This window comes from Mycobacterium sp. 852014-52450_SCH5900713, from assembly GCF_001667075.1.
GTDB lineage: Bacteria > Actinomycetota > Actinomycetes > Mycobacteriales > Mycobacteriaceae > Mycobacterium.
Genome location: NZ_LZIL01000047.1, coordinates 75,308 through 91,161 on the forward strand (window position 1 = coordinate 75,308; position 15,854 = coordinate 91,161).

Here is a 15,854-nt window from a genome sequence, read left to right on the forward strand (position 1 = left end):
AACAAAGCAAGTGCTTGGTAGGTTAGCCTACAGGGCATGCAGGACGTCGAGGAGTTCCGGGCGGAGGTCCGCCAGTGGCTCGCCGACAATCTGGTCGGCGAATTCGCAGCTCTCAAGGGCCTTGGCGGACCGGGGCGCGAGCACGAGGCGTTCGAAGAGCGCCGGGCGTGGAATCAGCATCTGGCCAACGCCGGCCTGACCTGCCTGGGCTGGCCGGTGGAACACGGCGGCCGTGGGCTCTCGACCGCGCACCGGGTGGCGTTCTACGAGGAGTACGCCAAAGCCGACGCGCCGGACAAGGTGAACCATTTTGGCGAGGAACTGCTGGGGCCGACACTGATCGCCTTCGGGACACCCGAGCAGCAGCAGCGCTTCCTGCCGAAGATCCTCGACGTCACCGAGCTGTGGTGTCAGGGCTATTCCGAGCCCGGCGCCGGCAGCGACCTGGCCAACGTCTCTACCACCGCCGAGCTGGACGGTGACCACTGGGTGATCAACGGCCAGAAGGTGTGGACCTCGTTGGCGCACTGGGCGCAGTGGTGCTTCGTGGTCGCTCGCACGGAGAAGGGTTCCAAGCGGCACGCCGGGCTGTCGTATCTGTTGGTGCCGCTGGACCAGCCGGGTGTGCAGGTCCGCCCGATCATCCAGCTGACCGGCGACTCGGAATTCAACGAGGTCTTCTTCGACGACGCCCGCACCGACGCCAATCTCGTGGTCGGCCAGCCCGGCGACGGCTGGCGGGTCGCCATGGGCACGCTGACCTTCGAACGCGGCGTGTCGACCCTCGGGCAGCAGATCCGCTACGCCCGTGAGCTTTCCAACCTGGCCGGCCTTGCGCAGCGCAACGGCGCCGCCGATGACCCGTTCATCCGGGAGCGGCTGACGCGGGCGTGGACCGGTCTGCGGGCCATGCGTTCGTATGCGCTGGCCACCATGGACGTTGAGCAGCCCGGCCAGGACAACGTGTCAAAGTTGTTGTGGGCCAACTGGCATCGCGATCTGGGCGAGCTGGCGATGGACGTGATCGGCAAGCCGGGGCTGACCTTGTCGGACGGCGAATTCGACGAGTGGCAGCGGCTTTTCCTGTTCACCCGCGCCGACACCATCTACGGCGGCTCCAACGAGATCCAGCGCAACATCATCGCCGAGCGGGTGCTCGGCCTGCCCCGGGAGGTAAAGGGATGAGCCTGTCCGAAGCTCCGAAAGAGGTTGCCGGGCACGGGCTTCTGCAAGGCAAGGTGGTCGTCGTAACCGCGGCCGCCGGCACCGGGATCGGCTCGGCGACGGCGCGACGGGCGCTGGTCGAGGGCGCCGACGTGGTGGTGTCGGACCACCACGAACGACGGCTGGGGGAGACCGCCGCCGAACTGTCGGGGCTGGGGCTGGGCCGGGTCGAGAGCGTGCTGTGCGACGTGACGTCCAGCGCGCAGGTGGACGCGCTGATCGCGTCGACCACCGCCCGGATGGGCCGGCTGGACGTTTTGGTTAACAACGCCGGGCTGGGCGGTCAGACACCGGTGGTCGACATGACCGACGACGAGTGGGACCGCGTCCTGAACGTGACGCTGTCGTCGGTGTTCCGCGCCACCCGGGCGGCGCTGGGCTACTTCCGCGACGCGGACCACGGCGGGGTGATCGTCAACAACGCAAGCGTTCTGGGCTGGCGGGCGCAGCACTCGCAGTCGCACTACGCGGCCGCCAAAGCGGGGGTTATGGCGTTAACCCGTTGCAGTGCAATAGAAGCCGTCGACTACGGGGTCCGCATCAACGCGGTGTCGCCGAGCATCGCGCGGCACAAGTTCCTGGACAAGACGACCTCGTCCGACCTGCTCGACCGGCTGTCGGCCGGTGAAGCTTTCGGGCGGGCGGCCGAGCCGTGGGAGGTGGCGGCCACCATCGCATTCCTGGCCAGCGACTATTCCAGCTACCTGACCGGCGAGGTCATCTCGGTGTCCAGCCAGCATCCGTAAGCGCCGGCTAGCCAAGCAAGCGCTTGGTTGATACTCTGATCGAGTGGACCGAGTGGCCGGTCAGGCAAACAGCCGCCGCGACGAGTTGTTGGAACTCGCCGCGACCATGTTCGCCGAGCGCGGATTGCGCGCCACCACCGTGCGCGACATCGCGGACAGTGCCGGCATCCTGTCCGGCAGCCTCTATCACCACTTCTCCTCCAAGGAGGAGATGGTCGATGAGCTGCTGCGCAGTTTCCTGGACTGGTTGTTCGCCCGCTACCGCGAGATCGTGGACAGCGAGGCCAACCCGCTGGAGCGGCTCAAGGGGCTGTTCATGGCGTCGTTCGAGGCGATCGAGCATCGGCACGCGCAGGTCGTCATCTATCAGGACGAAGCCCAACGGCTGTTGTCGCAGCCCCGGTTCTCCTATATCGAGGACATGAACCGCCAGCAGCGCAAGATGTGGGTCGAGGTGATCAACCAGGGCATCGATGAGGGCTATTTCCAGCCCGACCTCAACGTCGACCTCGTCTACCGTTTCATTCGTGACACCACGTGGGTGTCGGTGCGCTGGTATCAACCCGGCGGACCCCTCACCGCACAACAGGTGGGTCAGCAATACCTCGCCATCGTTCTCGGTGGGATTACCAAAGAAGGAGTCTGACAAATGGCAGAGGCGTATGTCATCGACGCTGTGCGTACCGCGGTCGGCAAGCGCAATGGATCGCTGGCCGGGGTGCATCCCGTAGACCTCGGCGCCCTTGGTTGGCGTGGGCTGCTCGACCGGGTCGACGTCGACCCCGCCGCCGTCGACGACGTGATCGCCGGCTGCGTCGACGCCATCGGCGGGCAGGCGGGCAACATCGCCCGGCTCTCGTGGCTGGCCGCGGGCTACCCCGAGGAGGTTCCCGGCGTCACCGTGGACCGGCAGTGCGGCTCCAGCCAGCAGGCGATTTCCTTTGGCGCACAGGCCATCATGGCCGGCACCGCCGACCTCATCGTGGCCGGCGGTGTGCAGAACATGAGCCAGATCCCGATCTCGTCGGCCATGACCGTGGGCGAGCAGTTCGGGTTCACCTCGCCGACCAATGAGTCCAAGCAGTGGCTGCACCGCTACGGCGACCAGGAGATCTCTCAGTTCCGCGGCTCGGAGCTGATCGCCGAGAAGTGGAACCTGTCGCGCGAAGAGATGGAGCGCTACGCACTGACCAGCCATGAGCGCGCGTTCGCCGCGATCCGCGGCGGTCACTTCGACAACGAAATCATCACCGTCGAAACGGAATCGGGGCCTTTCCGGGTCGACGAGGGTCCGCGCGAGTCGTCGCTGGAGAAGATGGCCGGCCTCAAGACGCTCGTCGAGGGCGGCCGGCTGACGGCGGCGATGGCCAGCCAGATCTCCGACGGCGCCAGCGCGGTGCTGCTGGCTTCCGAGCAGGCGGTCAAGGATCACAAGCTCAAGCCGCGGGCCCGCATTCACCACATCAGTGCCCGCGCGGCCGACCCGGTGTTCATGCTGACCGGGCCCATCCCGGCCACGCGCCACGCGCTGGAGAAGGCCGGGCTGTCGATCGACGACATCGACACCGTCGAGATCAACGAAGCGTTCGCACCGGTGGTGATGGCCTGGCTCAAGGAGATCAAGGCCGACCCGGAGAAGGTCAACCCGAATGGCGGCGCGATCGCCCTGGGCCACCCACTGGGCGCGACCGGCGCCAAGCTGTTCACCACCATGCTCAACGAACTCGAGCGCATCGGCGGCCGCTACGGCTTGCAGACGATGTGTGAGGGCGGTGGCACCGCGAACGTCACCATCATCGAGCGGCTGTAGGGCCCGCGGGGGCCGCTTTACCGCGAGCCGGGCGGGTGATCAGTGCCGGGCCGGATCGAACTCGAGTACCTGGGTGAGCCGAATGTTGTTTCCGGACGGGTCGCGGAAGGAAGTGTCGATACCGTACGCCTGCGGCGTTGGAGGATCATTGAATTCGACTCCGCGAGCGGATAATTCGTCGTAGGCGGCTTGGCAGTCGTCGGTCTCCAGGAACAAGGTGCCACCAGCTCCCTTGGCCACCAGCTCTGCCAGTTGCGCGCTGGCCGCGGCGTCGAGCATCGGCAGCCCTGGAACGGGCATGAGAACCAGCCCGACGTCGTCCTGCCCGACGGGACCGACGCACAGCCACCGGAAGTTCCACGCTTCCATCGTCACGTCCGACCGGACCGCCCAGCCCAGGGTCTTGGTGTAGAACGCCAGCGCCGCGTCTTGGTCATGCACCCAGAACTGTGCGTTTGCGATCTTGATCATCGGTTCTCCTCACTCCGGTGGTCTCGCTTCGACGCTACGGACTTCGCGGGTCCGTCGTCTTCTCGAAACGTGCGGTTTTGTGGACGCCCGTAGGCCTGCGCGACACAGCGCGGAATTCGTACGTGACGCTCGGCGGGTGGGAAGGTGGCCCGATAGCCCTGTGGCGTCACGCCGAACATGCGGCGAAAACTCGTGGTGAACGAGCCGACGCTTTCCCAACCCACCGCGACGCAAACGGCGGCCACCGTCCAGTCGGTCGTGCGCAGCAATGCGGCGGCTCGTTCGAGCCGCCGCGTCAGCACATACTGGTGCGGCGACTCGCCGAACGTCTCCTTGAAGCGCCGGCTGAAGTGAGCGGGGGAAAGGCCTGCCGCCGCTGCCAGGTCGGCGACGGACAGCGACTCGTGGTAATGCGCGTCGACGAAGTCTTTGGCCCTAAGCAGGTGCCGGGCTACCGGTGCGGATGCCACCCCCATAGTCTGCCCGCGATCACCGGGCGGCCAGCACCAGCGCGATCCCGCCGAGTGCCAGCAGCCAGCTCGTGAAGCTGCCCACCAGAAAATACTCGGTCACCTCGTCGATGCCGACGTCGCCGTTGCGGTTCTTCTGGGCGCTCAACTCGGGAAATCGGATGATGCCCTTGGCGGCGACGACGGCGCTGGCCGCCGCCACCTGGCCGCCGACGCCGAGGCTCAGGATCAGCAGCCGCTCCATTGGCCCCAGCAGCCGCCCGCCCTTGAGGCTGTCCGATGGCTGCGGCTCGCCCGCCGGGCGCACCGCCCCCACCGAGCCGAGCACAAGGCGCACCAACTGATTTCCGGTGGCGAACTGCATCAGCACCACACCGACGATCATCAGCAGCCGGGTCGGCGTGACGTGGCTCAGCGGCAGCTGTACCCATGCCGACCACCGCCCGACGACGCCGCTCACCCGGGTCGACCATCCGGACAACACGATCAGCAGCACCAGCGCGGCGGCGAATACCGCCAACGGGGCCGCTTGCCCGCGACCGCTACGTTCGCTGCGCAAACATAACCATTCCCAGACGACCGCCGTGGTGGCCGCGACCACGAGCAGCGGTATATCGCCGCCATGCCACAGCGCGCCCAGCGCCGCGCAAGCCAGCACGACGACCGGCCCGACCGCCAGCGGGGGCCACGCCGCGCGGACCGCTCGCCGGCACAGGTCGGCGACTCCGACCGCGAGCAGCAATACCGCAACGGCACTCACGGCAGGCTCCGAAGGTATTGAGAGGCAACGACAATCAGGTCCAAACCGTCCCGCGCGGCCCGCTGGGAGACCGCGGACGGGCTGATGCCCTCGGCCACGGCGAGCTCCTTCTTGGTTCGGCCGGTCATCAAGCCCCTCACAATCCGCAACGATCTTTCATCGAGCGATCCAAGCAGATGGTCCCGACAAATCAGGGCCGCGTTGACGGCGGCGGCGTCGGCGCGCGTGTCGTCAGCTGCCCTGAATGCGGTGCGCACCAGCGTGAAGCCGGGCTGTCGCTGAGTTTCCGCCGTCTGCTGGATGGCCTCGCGCGCGGTCCACCAGCCCGGCCCGTCCTGGATGCCGGCGCCGGCATCGAGGACGGTGACCATGCCCCAGCCGATGCCGAACCGGACGTCGGTCTCCGGCGCCAGCAGTAGGCGGATCGTCAATGCCGCGTCGATGGCCGCGCCGACGGTGGGGTAACTGCCCTGGAACTCGTCACCGACGGTGAAGGCGGGCGGGTCGATCGCGCCGGCGGCGGCCTGGCGCAGGACGGCGGCCACCCGTCGATGCAGGCCCGGCCGGTCGGCGGCAAGCCGGGATCCGACTACGTCGCCGATGACCGTCGCGCGTAGTGAAGGATTTTCCTTCACTTGGACCATATGAAGATCATAGCTTAAATTCCGCAGAAATTAGGCCATAGCTTAATCAGCAGGCCTGTCCTTGACACGGAGGAACTCCGCTATGCCGACGCGTTCGAAGGTGCGTCGCCGGGAAGTCGACAGCATGGGCAGGGCGTCGGCCGCGTCGATGATCTCGGGCCTGACCACCTCGTGCTTCTCGCCATGGGACGTGATGGTCGCTCGCCCTGCCGCACGAATGTTTTGCAACCAGTCGACGTCGGTGCCGTAGGGCAGCGGTACGACGAAGCCGTCGGGGGTTCGCTCGGCGACGACCGGTGTGGTGTAGACCTTGCCCGAGCGTCGTCCGGTGTGCTCGATCGCTGCCGCATACCAGTTCTTGCGGCCGGCCAGTCGCACCATCAGCGGATTGAGCAGGTATTTGTTGGAAGTACGAACCGCGTTCAATAGTGGAGTCGGCCAGGATTCGGGTGTCAGCTTCATCATCCATCCAGGGTGACGCCGCCCAACGAGCCGGTGCCAGGGTCTTTGGTCGCCGGCTTACCGTTCTTCGACGAGCGCCGACGCCGACCGCAGATGGGTGATCGCGTCGCGCACGATCGAGTCGATGAGCTCGGCGCACGACGGCAGGTCCTCGAGGATGCCGGCCACCTGGCCCGAGGCGAGCACTCCAGCCTCGGTATTGCCTTCGACCAGTCCGGCCTTCAACAGCATCGGGGTGTTGGCCGCCATCACCACCTGCGACCACGTCATCTCCTTGCCGTGGCGCATCGCCATGCCGTCGCGGATCATCGACCGCCAGGTCATCTGCGACATGTGCTTGAACTTGGCCGCATTGCGCACCGCCGCGGTGAGACCCCTTACCGGCGAACCGCTTTCCAGCCGCTCGACCAGGCCGGTGCGCAACACCCGGTGCGGCATGCCATCGACGCGTGTGGTGACCACCGTGCCGTCGAGCGCAGCGTCCAAATAGCGGCGCTTGACGGCTTCGGGCACGGTCGAGTCGGAGGTCAGCAGGAAACGGGTACCCATCGCCACGCCGGCGGCGCCGTAGCTCAACGCGGCCGCCAGACCGCGCCCGTCGAAGAACCCGCCAGCCGCGATCACCGGGATTCCGGTGCCCTGCACTGCATCCAGCACCGACGGCAGCAGGAGCGTGGTGGCGACGGGTCCGGTGTGTCCGCCGCCCTCGCCGCCCTGCACGATCATCGCGTCGGCGCCCCAGGCCGCGACCTTGCGTGCGTGTTTGGCGGCGCCGATCGACGGAATCACCACTGCGCCCGCGTCTTTGAGTCGGGCGATCAGCTCCTGCTTGGGCGCCAGCGCGAACGACGCCACCTTCACGCCCTCGCGGATCATCAGATCGACGCGGTCGCCGGCGTCGGCGGCGTCGGCGCGGATGTTCACGCCGAACGGTTTGTCGGTGGCGGCCTTGACCTTTCCGATGGCGGTCGCGAGCTCGTCCAGCGTCATGGTGGCCGAAGCCAAAATGCCCAGCCCCCCGGCGTTGGCGGTGGCGGCCACCAATCGGGCGCCGGCCACCCAGCCCATCCCGGTTTGCACCACCGGGTGCTCGACACCGACCAGCTCGGTCAGCGGCGTGCGCAACTTCATCAACGTATCTCTCTGTCGCGCAGGGACTTCGGGTCGATCACCTCGCGGATCAGGTGGAGCTCTTCGTCCGTCGGCAGCCTGGTCTCACCGGCCTCGTCGACGCCATGCAGGTCGAACGACGTGGCCTCGCGAACGTCATCGGGTGAAACCCCGGGATGCAGCGTCAGCGCGCGCATCGTGTGGTCCGGGCCGCCGAAGTCGAACACGCCGAGGTTGGACACGACCCGGTACGTGTTGGCGAAGCGGAAGGCCGGATTGTCCGCGTCCACCTTGTCCCAGCCGATGCCGCAGACAACGTCGACGGCCTCGCAGAACACCCGCTTCGAGTGGTTGCCCACCCAATAGCTGGTCGCGTGGTTGATCGCGTTGCCGGGTGCGCCCCGTAGGCCAAACATCTGCCTGGTCGGGTGTTGCAACGGGCCGAACGCCGAAATGTTCTGATTGCCAAAGCGGTCGACCTGATTCGCGCCCATCACTACGTGCCGTCGCCCCCAGGCCAGCGTCTCGAACACCCGGCCGAACGGCATCCAGCCCTCAATCCTCTTTGGGTCCCCGGCTTGCCCCAGGGCGGGGGTGTCCGCCAGCAGCTGCGCCTCGCCGTCGGTCAGCAAGATGTCGGGCGAAAAGGTCAACCGCGCCAGCCGCGCACCGACCGACGCCATGTTGGTCATAGGGCTGACCATGATTTCGCCGGCATCCCTGAATAATTCGGCGCAGGCGACTGCGCACACTTCGGCGCGGGTGCTGCTCACTTTTCAGGCCTCCTCTGCGAATGCGCGAACCGCCGCCTGGTAGTCGTCCTCGCTGCCCGACAGGTAGGTCTGGACGAACTTCCGCCAGCCCTCTTCGGTGGAGGCCGCCTCGGCGTAGTGCCGCTGAAACTTCTCGTCCCGGCCGTAATCCGGTGCCGCGGTGGTGAAGTGGGCGCCGCCGGGCGCCTCCACTACGGCGTCGACCATCATCCGGTTCACCAGCAGGGTCTGCGGGGGAACAGCCTTGACCAACTCCTCCGTGGAGACCACGCGCTCCACCGACAGGAAGCGCTTTTCGGCGGACATCAGAAACAGGTCGTCGAAGTAGGGATCGATCCCGGTGTAGGCCGCATTGCCTTGGCAGTCACCGAGATTCAGGTGCACAAAGGCCGCGTCCAGGCGTAGCGCCGGCATGGCGATCAGCGTCTCGTAGCCGCCCCCGGGTGCGGGGTAGGGGCTGGTCACGGTCTGCAGTTCGCCCTCCCAGAAGTCGGGGACCGAGCTGCCCAACCCGGCCCGAATCGGCAGGAACGGCAGGCGTTGCGCGGCGGCTTGCAGGCCACAACGCAGCATCCCCTCGTCCATTTCCCGGGCCTCGATGGCGCCGCTGGTGCGGGCCTTGGCGAACCACGGGTCGTAGAAGGGCGGGGAGTCCAGCGAGACGAAGCCGTAGTAGGCGCGCTTGACCTTGCCGGCCGAGCACAGCAAGCCGAGGTCGGGTCCGCCGTAGGTGACCACCGTGAGGTCGGTGACGTCGGTGCGCAGCATGGCCCGCACGAAGGCCATCGGTTTGCGCCGCGAGCCCCAGCCGCCGATGCCGATGGTCATGCCGCTGCGCAACTGCGCGACGGATTCATCCAGGCTGGTCCTTTTGTCGCTCATTCCTTCTTGCCCTTCGCCGTACCGGCGAACGCGTCGCGGTGCTCGTCGGCGACGCCGGCCAGATTGAGCTCGAACGTAAACCCTTGCTCCATGCGGTAACTCGAGTTGACCCGCTGCACATCGATGAGGTTGAGCGCCTCCTTGGCCGCGCGGATGACGCGGGTGTCCTTGGCGGCAATGTCTCGGGCCACCTTCAAAGCGGCCTCGTCCAGCTGGTCGCGCGGCACCACCTCGTGCACCGAACCGAAGTGGTGCAAGGTGGCGGCGTCGACGGTGGCGGCGGTGAAGAACAGCCGCCGCATCAGGTGCTGCGGCACCAGCCGGGAGAGGTGGGTGGCCGCGCCCAGGGCGCCGCGCTCCACCTCGGGCAGCCCGAACGTGGCGTCGTCGGAGGCCACGATGACGTCGGAGTTGCCGACCAGGCCGATGCCGCCGCCGACGCAAAACCCGTTCACCGCGGCAACGACCGGCACCGCGCACTCATAGACGGCGCGGAAGGCGGCGAAGCAACCGCGGTTGGCGTCGATCAGCGCGGCGAATCCCTCGGTGCGCTGCATCTCCTTGATGTCGACCCCGGCGTTGAAGCCACGGCCCTCGGCCCGCAGGATGACGACGTGAGTCTCGGGGTCCTGACCGGCGGCCGTGATGACGTCGGCCAGTTCGAACCAGCCGCGCGACGGGATGGCGTTGACCGGGGGAAAGTCGACGGTGACCGCGACGATGCCCGGTTCGGTGGTTTTGGATGTGATGGGCACGGTGCCACTTCCTTGTGGGGTAACTACCTAAGCAAGCACTTGCTTGGTACGCTAGCACAGTGACTCGCGCCGAAGCACCCGACGCCATCAACTTGGGGCTGGCCGGGCGGGTGGTTCTGGTCACCGGCGGGGTCCGGGGGGTGGGCGCCGGTATCAGTTCTGTCTTCGCCGCGCAGGGCGCGACTGTCATCACCTGCGCACGGCGTCCCGTCGAGGGCCTGCCCTATGAATTTCATTCGTGTGACATCCGCGACGACGACGCCGTCAAGGCGCTGATCGACTCCATCGTCGACGAACACGGCCGGCTCGACGTCGTGGTCAACAATGCGGGCGGTTCGCCGTACGTGCTGACCGCGGAGTCCAGCGCAAAGTTCAACCGAAAGATCATCGAGCTCAACCTCATTGGCTCGCTGTCGGTTTCGCAACACGCCAACGCTCAGATGCAAAACCAGGACCGCGGCGGGTCGATCATCAACATCTGCAGCCTGAGTGGTCGACGGCCGTCGCCCGGCACCGGCGCGTACGGTGCGGCCAAGGCGGGCTTGGAAAGCCTCACGCAGACACTGGCGGTGGAGTGGGGGCCGAAGGTCCGGGTGAATGCCTGCGTGGTCGGCATGGTGGAGACCGAGCAGTCCGAGCTTTTCTATGGTGACACCGAGTCCATCGCCGCGATCTCAAAGAACGTGCCACTGGGCCGGCTGGCCAAGCCTGAGGACATCGGTTGGGCCACAGCGTTTCTGGCGTCGGACACCGCGTCCTACATCAGCGGCGCCTCGCTGGAGGTGCACGGCGGCGGTGAGCCGCCGCACTATCTGGCCACAACGAACGCCAGCGCGATCAAGTAGAGGAGACACGAACAATGGGAGTGGTTGACGGCCGCGTTGTCATCGTCACCGGAGCCGGCGGCGGCATCGGTCGCGCGCATGCGCTGGCCTTCGCGGCCGAAGGCGCCCGCGTGGTGGTCAACGACATCGGCGTGGGCCTCGACGGTTCACCGGCCGGCGGCGGCAGCGCCGCACAGGGCGTGGTCGACGAAATCACCGCGGCCGGTGGGGAAGCCGTCGCTAACGGATCCAACATCGCCGACTGGAACGAAGCCGCGGGCCTGATCCAGACCGCCGTCGACACCTTCGGTGGGCTGGACGTTCTGGTGAACAACGCCGGCATCGTGCGTGACCGGATGATGGCCAACACCAGCGAGGAAGAGTTCGACGCCGTCATCGCCGTCCATCTCAAAGGTCACTTCGCCACGATGCGGCACGCGGCCTCGTACTGGCGCGGGCTGTCCAAAGAGGGCAAAACCGTCAACGCGCGGATCGTCAACACCAGTTCGGGTGCCGGCCTGCAGGGCAGCGTCGGACAGGGTAACTACAGCGCCGCCAAGGCCGGCATCGCGGCACTTACGCTGGTTGGCGCCGCCGAAATGGGCCGCTACGGCGTCACCGTCAACGCCATCGCACCGTCGGCCCGCACCCGCATGACCGAGACCGTCTTCGCCGAGATGATGGCAACGCAGGACCAGGATTTCGACGCGATGGCACCGGAGAACATCTCACCGCTGGTGGTGTGGCTGGGCAGCACCGAATCCCGCGACGTCACGGGGAAGGTGTTCGAGGTCGAGGGCGGCAAGATCCGGATCGCCGAGGGTTGGGCGCACGGACCGCAAATCGACAAGGGCGCGAAGTGGGACCCCGAGGAACTGGGACCCGTCGTCGCCGATCTGCTCGCCAAGGCGCGCCCGGCGGTCCCTGTCTACGGCGCCTAACTCAGCTATTGGGCAACCGGGTCCGGAGCGCTCCAGGCGACCGAAGACGATCCCCAGTGGGTCAGTTCGGTTGCTTCTTCATTCGCATACAGATGACGCGGCGGCGTGGCGAACGTCGCGTAGGGGCGACAACGGATCACCACTCTGCCTTCGCGCTCGGCCATTTCCTTGACGAAGGGCCGTGCTTCGGCGCCTGGCTGCTGTCCGGACATGCGCCAGCCCACGGCCATCATGACGTCGACGATCAAGTCGTTGTCACGTTCGATCACCGCGTCGGCGTAGACCTGCAAGAACGAGAACGGCCAGCGCTCGTCCAGCACACACATGCTGACTTTCGGGTCCCGCGCCACGGCATTCGTCTTCGCACGTCCGGCCATGGTGGACACCAGCAATTGGTCGTCATCGGCCGGGACGTAATAGACGACCGACATGGCCGGCCCGTCCCGGCGGCGGCGGTAGCCGAACACACACGTTCGGTGTGTGCGGACGAATTCGCGGCGCTCCGAGGGGAGCATGTCGCGCTCGGCCGGTGGGAGGAAAGGCTCGGCGGCCGGCGGTAGGAGTCTCATTGGATTCCTCTCAGATCCGTTTGTACGTCGGCAATCCCGAATGAGATCGCTAAGCGGCAATCAGCTTGAGTGGCAGGGATTGGTGCCGGCGAATGATGTTGTTGATAGCCCATTTCGGTGGGCCGGTGACCTCGATGCGGTCGACGCGGTCGACGAGCGCGCACAGCATGGCGGCCGTCTCCAAGCGCGCCAGACCTTGGCCGGCGCAGGCGTGTGCACCCTGGCCGAAGCCGATCTGACGGCTGGCGTCGCGGCGAATGTCGAAGACGTCGGGTTGCTCCCACTCGTTTTCGTCTCGGTTGGCCGAGGCGTACATCACGAGCACCCGAGCGCCGAATGGCATTGTCGTGCCGAGGAGTTCAGTCGGTCGAGCTACCCAACGCGCGAATGCGCGCAAAGGTGGCTCGTACCGGACGACTTCATTGATCGCGTTCGTCATGAGGGCCGGCTCCGTTTTGAGGAGCCGCCATTGCTCGGGATGGTTGGCGAACAAATACAACGCGTTGGAGATGGCACTCATGGTGGTGTCTATCGACGGCGCGAGGTAGTCGACCATCAGCGGCGGGCATTCGCGGTGCGACAGCTTGCCTTCGTCGGCGGCAATCAGCAGCTCGTGTGCCATGCTGCCGTCCAGAACAGCGCGCTGGCGAACCACGCGACGCGCGAAGCTCAGCATTTGCAACGCTCGAGGCGTCGATTTGATCGCTTGCCAGTTCAGCGGACCGAGGACGTCGAAAGTGGCCCCACCCCATTCGATGAGGCGACCGCGATGGTTGCGCGGCCACCCGATGAGGTCGGGCACTACCGCGAGCGGCAGGGCGGCCGCGAGATCGCTGACGCCATCGACCTCACCCTTAGCGAGCGCGGCATCCACGACCGCGGCGGCGGTTGCGTCCACGCTCTCGCTGATCCCTCGCAACACGCGCGGTAACAGCCGGTGCGCCACCAGTTTTCGTCGCTGATCGTGTTCATCCCCGTCGCTGTTGAGCGTCGTGCCGCGGGATAAGCGATTGGTGATCGGGTTGAGTGAAACGCCCCTGCCGGAGAGAAATGTCTTGTCATCACGCAACGCTGCCTTGCACTCGGCGTAGCGAGGAAGCGCGTACGCCTTCTGCTTGCCCAGCCAGACCACCGGGCCGAGGTCGCGCAGCCGCTGGTAGTGCGGATAAGGATCGATGATGGCGTCGGTGGAGTAGATGTCGGGGTGGTATACCCGGACACCCGCCGGGGTGCGACGCATCGAATCTCCTCACAGCGCGTTGCCCGTCGGGGTGCGGCAACGGCACTTTCTGACGAAATCGTCACACACGGCGAGATCCTCAGTCAAGTCTTGGCTGAGGAAATCGTCAATACCTTAGGGGTCGCAGATGACGATCGGGATGACCCGATCCGTCCAGGACCGGTAGTCGTCGAACGACGGGTACATGGCGTCCAGTTTCGGCCAGTACTCCGCGCGCTCGGCCTCGGTGGCATCGCGGGCCTGCAGTTGCAGCACCTCGTCCTTGATCTGCACGGAGACTTTGGGATTGGCCTTGAGGTTGAGGTACCACAGCGGGTGCCTGTCGCTGCCGCCCTTTGACGCGACGAGTACTACCCGGTTCCCTTCGCGCAGGTAGAGCAGCGGGCTCACCCGGGGTTCACCCGTTTTGCGGCCGGTCGTGGTGAGCAGTGCGACTGGAGCGTTCTGGAAGGTGCCGCCGAATCTTCCGTTGCTGCGCCGGTAGATCCACGTGTTGCCTTTGGCCATGTACTTGATGATCAAGCCAACCCAAGGCGAATTCAGTGAGCTTGGTTTCGGTTTCGGCATCGCATTCCTAGCGCTGGATGAACGGATGAAAGCGGACGCTGATGTGCTGGATTTCGGCTCTGCCGCTCGGGGTTTCGGCGGGAATCACGAACGTCTCGTCGACCCGTGCGGCCAGCCGCCGAGCGCCGAACGCCGCCTTGGTCAGCACGGCGTAGACCGCGTGCACCCGGTCGCCGTCGATCTTGTACTCGGGCGGCGTCGTTTCCTTGAGCAATCGGTACTGAGCCCCGCGATTGAGGCTGCGGCGCAAGTGGTTTCCGGAGAATCCGTTCTTGACACCCTGCTCGATGCGGGTGCAGCCGGCGGCGAACGGAACGGAGTCGCCGTTATGGCTGACGAGCGCGTCGATGTAGGACTGCGCCGCGGCGATGCGGCTGGATTCCGAGACGATCAAGACGGGCTAGATGCGCTCGATAATGGTGCCGGTCGACAGGGCACCGCCCGCGCACATGGTGATCAGCGCGGTGCTCTGGTCGGTGCGCTCCAGCTCGTGCAGCGCGGTGGTGATCAGCCGGCTGCCGGTGCTGCCCACCGGGTGGCCCAGCGCGATGGCACCGCCGTTGACGTTCACCTTGTCCATGTCCGGATTGTGCACCCGGGCCCAGGACAGCACGACCGACGCGAATGCCTCGTTGATTTCGGTGATGTCGATGTCGCCCATCTTCATGCCGGCCTTCTCCAGCACCTTGGCCGTCGACTGCACCGGGCCGTCCAGGTGGTAGTAGGGCTCGGCGCCGACCAGCGCCTGGCTGATGATGCGGGCCCGCGGCCGCAATCCGAGCGCCTTGGCCTTGTCCTCGTCCATCCACAGCACGGCCGCGGCCCCGTCGGAAATCTGCGACGAGGTTCCCGCCGTGTGGATCCCACCCTCGATGACCGGCTTGAGCGAGCTCAGACCCGAGAGGGTGGTGTCGCGCAGGCCCTGGTCGCGGGAGATGGTGACGCGCTCAGACGTCGGTTGCTTGTTCTCGTCGAGCGCCGGCGCCTCGATCGGGGAGATCTCGCGGTCGAAGCGGCCCTCCTCCCACGCCTGCTTGGCCTTGGCCTGCGACTGGTAGCCGAATTTGTCGATGTCTTCTCGGGTGATGCCACGCCGCTTGGCAATCCGCTCGGCCGCGGTGAACTGGTCGGGCAGGTCGATGTCCCACGACGCGGGCCGCAGGATGCTGCGGTCGGGACCGGCGTTGGCGCCCAGCCCGACGCGGCTCATCGCCTCGATGCCGCAGGCGATGCCGATGTCGATGGCACCAGCCGCGATCAGACCCGCGACCAGGCCGTTGGCCTGCTGCCCGCTGCCGCACTGGCAGTCCACGGTCATGGCGCCAACGTGGTCCGGCAGCCCGGCGACGAGCCAGCTGACCCGGCTGATGTTGTTCGACTGCTCGCCGAACTGCGTCACGCAGCCGCCGATGACCTGTTCGACGTCGCCGGCGTCGATGCCGGCCTTTTCAACCAGTGCCTTCTGCACCCCACCAAGCAGCTCGGTGGCGTGCAGGCCCGACAGCCATCCGTTGCGTTTGCCGATGGGGCTGCGGGTGGCTTCGACGATTACCGGGTTACCCATTCCGTCAGGCTAGAACACGTTTCATTAGTCTGACAAGCGAGG

20 protein-coding genes are annotated in these 15,854 nt (G+C 66.4%); 6 read left to right on the top strand and 14 right to left on the bottom strand.

The annotated features are described in order from the left end of the window. Positions 1-36: 36 nt before the first annotated feature. From ipdE1 to fadA6, 4 genes are read left to right on the top strand one after another with little or no spacing between them, the layout of a single operon-like run. The gene (gene ipdE1, locus A5773_RS13500) at positions 37-1,185 is read left to right on the top strand and encodes an acyl-CoA dehydrogenase IpdE1 (RefSeq protein ID WP_066955334.1); all 1,149 of its coding nucleotides are present in this window, start codon (positions 37-39) and stop codon (positions 1,183-1,185) included. After that, positions 1,182-1,970, top strand: coding sequence for a (5R,7aS)-5-hydroxy-7a-methyl-1-oxo-2,3,5,6,7,7a-hexahydro-1H-indene-carboxyl-CoA reductase (ipdF, locus tag A5773_RS13505; RefSeq protein ID WP_067264596.1), 789 nt, complete (start codon positions 1,182-1,184; stop codon positions 1,968-1,970). The genes ipdE1 and ipdF overlap by 4 nt, the downstream gene beginning before the upstream one ends. A 43-nt stretch (positions 1,971-2,013) precedes the next feature. Continuing rightward, the gene (gene kstR2, locus A5773_RS13510) at positions 2,014-2,616 is read left to right on the top strand and encodes a TetR family transcriptional regulator KstR2 (RefSeq protein WP_156664354.1); all 603 of its coding nucleotides are present in this window, start codon (positions 2,014-2,016) and stop codon (positions 2,614-2,616) included. 3 nt (positions 2,617-2,619) lie between these two features. Then, a complete protein-coding gene (gene fadA6 / locus A5773_RS13515; RefSeq protein WP_066955326.1) occupies positions 2,620-3,780 on the top strand; it encodes a steroid 3-ketoacyl-CoA thiolase FadA6 in 1,161 nt (386 codons plus the stop codon). A 39-nt stretch (positions 3,781-3,819) separates the two neighbouring features. Here fadA6 and A5773_RS13520 read toward each other — a convergent pair whose 3' ends face one another. From A5773_RS13520 to echA20, 9 genes are read right to left on the bottom strand one after another with little or no spacing between them, the layout of a single operon-like run. Then, entirely contained in the window at positions 3,820-4,251 is a 432-nt protein-coding gene (locus A5773_RS13520; RefSeq protein ID WP_067791285.1) for a VOC family protein, read from the bottom strand. Continuing rightward, a complete protein-coding gene (locus A5773_RS13525) occupies positions 4,248-4,727 on the bottom strand; it encodes a helix-turn-helix domain-containing protein (RefSeq protein ID WP_067791287.1) in 480 nt (159 codons plus the stop codon). The genes A5773_RS13520 and A5773_RS13525 overlap by 4 nt, the downstream gene beginning before the upstream one ends. Positions 4,728-4,740: 13 nt before the next feature. Next, entirely contained in the window at positions 4,741-5,481 is a 741-nt protein-coding gene (locus tag A5773_RS13530) for a hypothetical protein (protein WP_067791290.1), read from the bottom strand. After that, positions 5,478-6,125, bottom strand: a complete 648-nt coding sequence (locus A5773_RS13535) for a SatD family protein (RefSeq protein ID WP_067264590.1) — start codon at positions 6,123-6,125, stop codon at positions 5,478-5,480. Before A5773_RS13535 ends, A5773_RS13530 begins: the two co-directional genes overlap by 4 nt. A 42-nt stretch (positions 6,126-6,167) precedes the next feature. Beyond that, positions 6,168-6,590: a nitroreductase family deazaflavin-dependent oxidoreductase gene (locus A5773_RS13540; RefSeq protein ID WP_082948223.1), complete on the bottom strand. Its 423-nt coding sequence runs from the start codon at positions 6,588-6,590 to the stop codon at positions 6,168-6,170. Positions 6,591-6,644: 54 nt separating this feature from the next. Beyond that, positions 6,645-7,718 carry a (3aS,4S,5R,7aS)-5-hydroxy-7a-methyl-1-oxo-octahydro-1H-indene-4-carboxyl-CoA dehydrogenase gene (ipdC, locus tag A5773_RS13545; protein WP_066955312.1) on the bottom strand — a complete coding sequence of 358 codons (1,074 nt, stop codon included), beginning with the start codon at positions 7,716-7,718 and terminating at the stop codon, positions 6,645-6,647. Next, positions 7,718-8,470 (bottom strand): cholesterol ring-cleaving hydrolase subunit IpdB, encoded by a 753-nt coding sequence (gene ipdB, locus A5773_RS13550; RefSeq protein ID WP_066955310.1) that lies wholly within the window; start codon positions 8,468-8,470, stop codon positions 7,718-7,720. Before ipdB ends, ipdC begins: the two co-directional genes overlap by 1 nt. Before the next feature lie 3 nt (positions 8,471-8,473). Beyond that, entirely contained in the window at positions 8,474-9,352 is an 879-nt protein-coding gene (gene ipdA / locus A5773_RS13555; RefSeq protein ID WP_066955307.1) for a cholesterol ring-cleaving hydrolase subunit IpdA, read from the bottom strand. Next, positions 9,349-10,107: a (7aS)-7a-methyl-1,5-dioxo-2,3,5,6,7,7a-hexahydro-1H-indene-carboxyl-CoA hydrolase gene (echA20, locus tag A5773_RS13560; protein WP_066955304.1), complete on the bottom strand. Its 759-nt coding sequence runs from the start codon at positions 10,105-10,107 to the stop codon at positions 9,349-9,351. Before echA20 ends, ipdA begins: the two co-directional genes overlap by 4 nt. 59 nt (positions 10,108-10,166) lie before the next feature. Between echA20 and A5773_RS13565 the strand changes: the two genes are divergently transcribed. Both A5773_RS13565 and A5773_RS13570 read left to right on the top strand, forming a co-directional pair. Then, positions 10,167-10,952, top strand: coding sequence for an SDR family oxidoreductase (locus A5773_RS13565; protein ID WP_197507881.1), 786 nt, complete (start codon positions 10,167-10,169; stop codon positions 10,950-10,952). A 14-nt stretch (positions 10,953-10,966) separates the two neighbouring features. Next, positions 10,967-11,872, top strand: a complete 906-nt coding sequence (locus tag A5773_RS13570) for an SDR family oxidoreductase (RefSeq protein ID WP_067791292.1) — start codon at positions 10,967-10,969, stop codon at positions 11,870-11,872. Between the two features lie 5 nt (positions 11,873-11,877). Here A5773_RS13570 and A5773_RS13575 read toward each other — a convergent pair whose 3' ends face one another. The 5 genes from A5773_RS13575 to A5773_RS13595 form a co-directional block, all read right to left on the bottom strand. Then, complete coding sequence (locus A5773_RS13575) at positions 11,878-12,441, bottom strand: pyridoxamine 5'-phosphate oxidase family protein (protein WP_082948224.1); 564 nt, start codon at positions 12,439-12,441, stop codon at positions 11,878-11,880. 49 nt (positions 12,442-12,490) lie between these two features. Further along, positions 12,491-13,681 (bottom strand): cytochrome P450, encoded by a 1,191-nt coding sequence (locus A5773_RS13580; protein ID WP_067791293.1) that lies wholly within the window; start codon positions 13,679-13,681, stop codon positions 12,491-12,493. Positions 13,682-13,795: 114 nt separating this feature from the next. Then, the gene (locus A5773_RS13585) at positions 13,796-14,248 is read right to left on the bottom strand and encodes a nitroreductase family deazaflavin-dependent oxidoreductase (protein WP_066955296.1); all 453 of its coding nucleotides are present in this window, start codon (positions 14,246-14,248) and stop codon (positions 13,796-13,798) included. Positions 14,249-14,255: 7 nt separating this feature from the next. Beyond that, positions 14,256-14,642 carry a hypothetical protein gene (locus A5773_RS13590; RefSeq protein WP_066955294.1) on the bottom strand — a complete coding sequence of 129 codons (387 nt, stop codon included), beginning with the start codon at positions 14,640-14,642 and terminating at the stop codon, positions 14,256-14,258. Positions 14,643-14,648: 6 nt separating this feature from the next. Further along, positions 14,649-15,812: a steroid 3-ketoacyl-CoA thiolase gene (locus A5773_RS13595; RefSeq protein ID WP_067791295.1), complete on the bottom strand. Its 1,164-nt coding sequence runs from the start codon at positions 15,810-15,812 to the stop codon at positions 14,649-14,651. Positions 15,813-15,854: the final 42 nt, after the last annotated feature.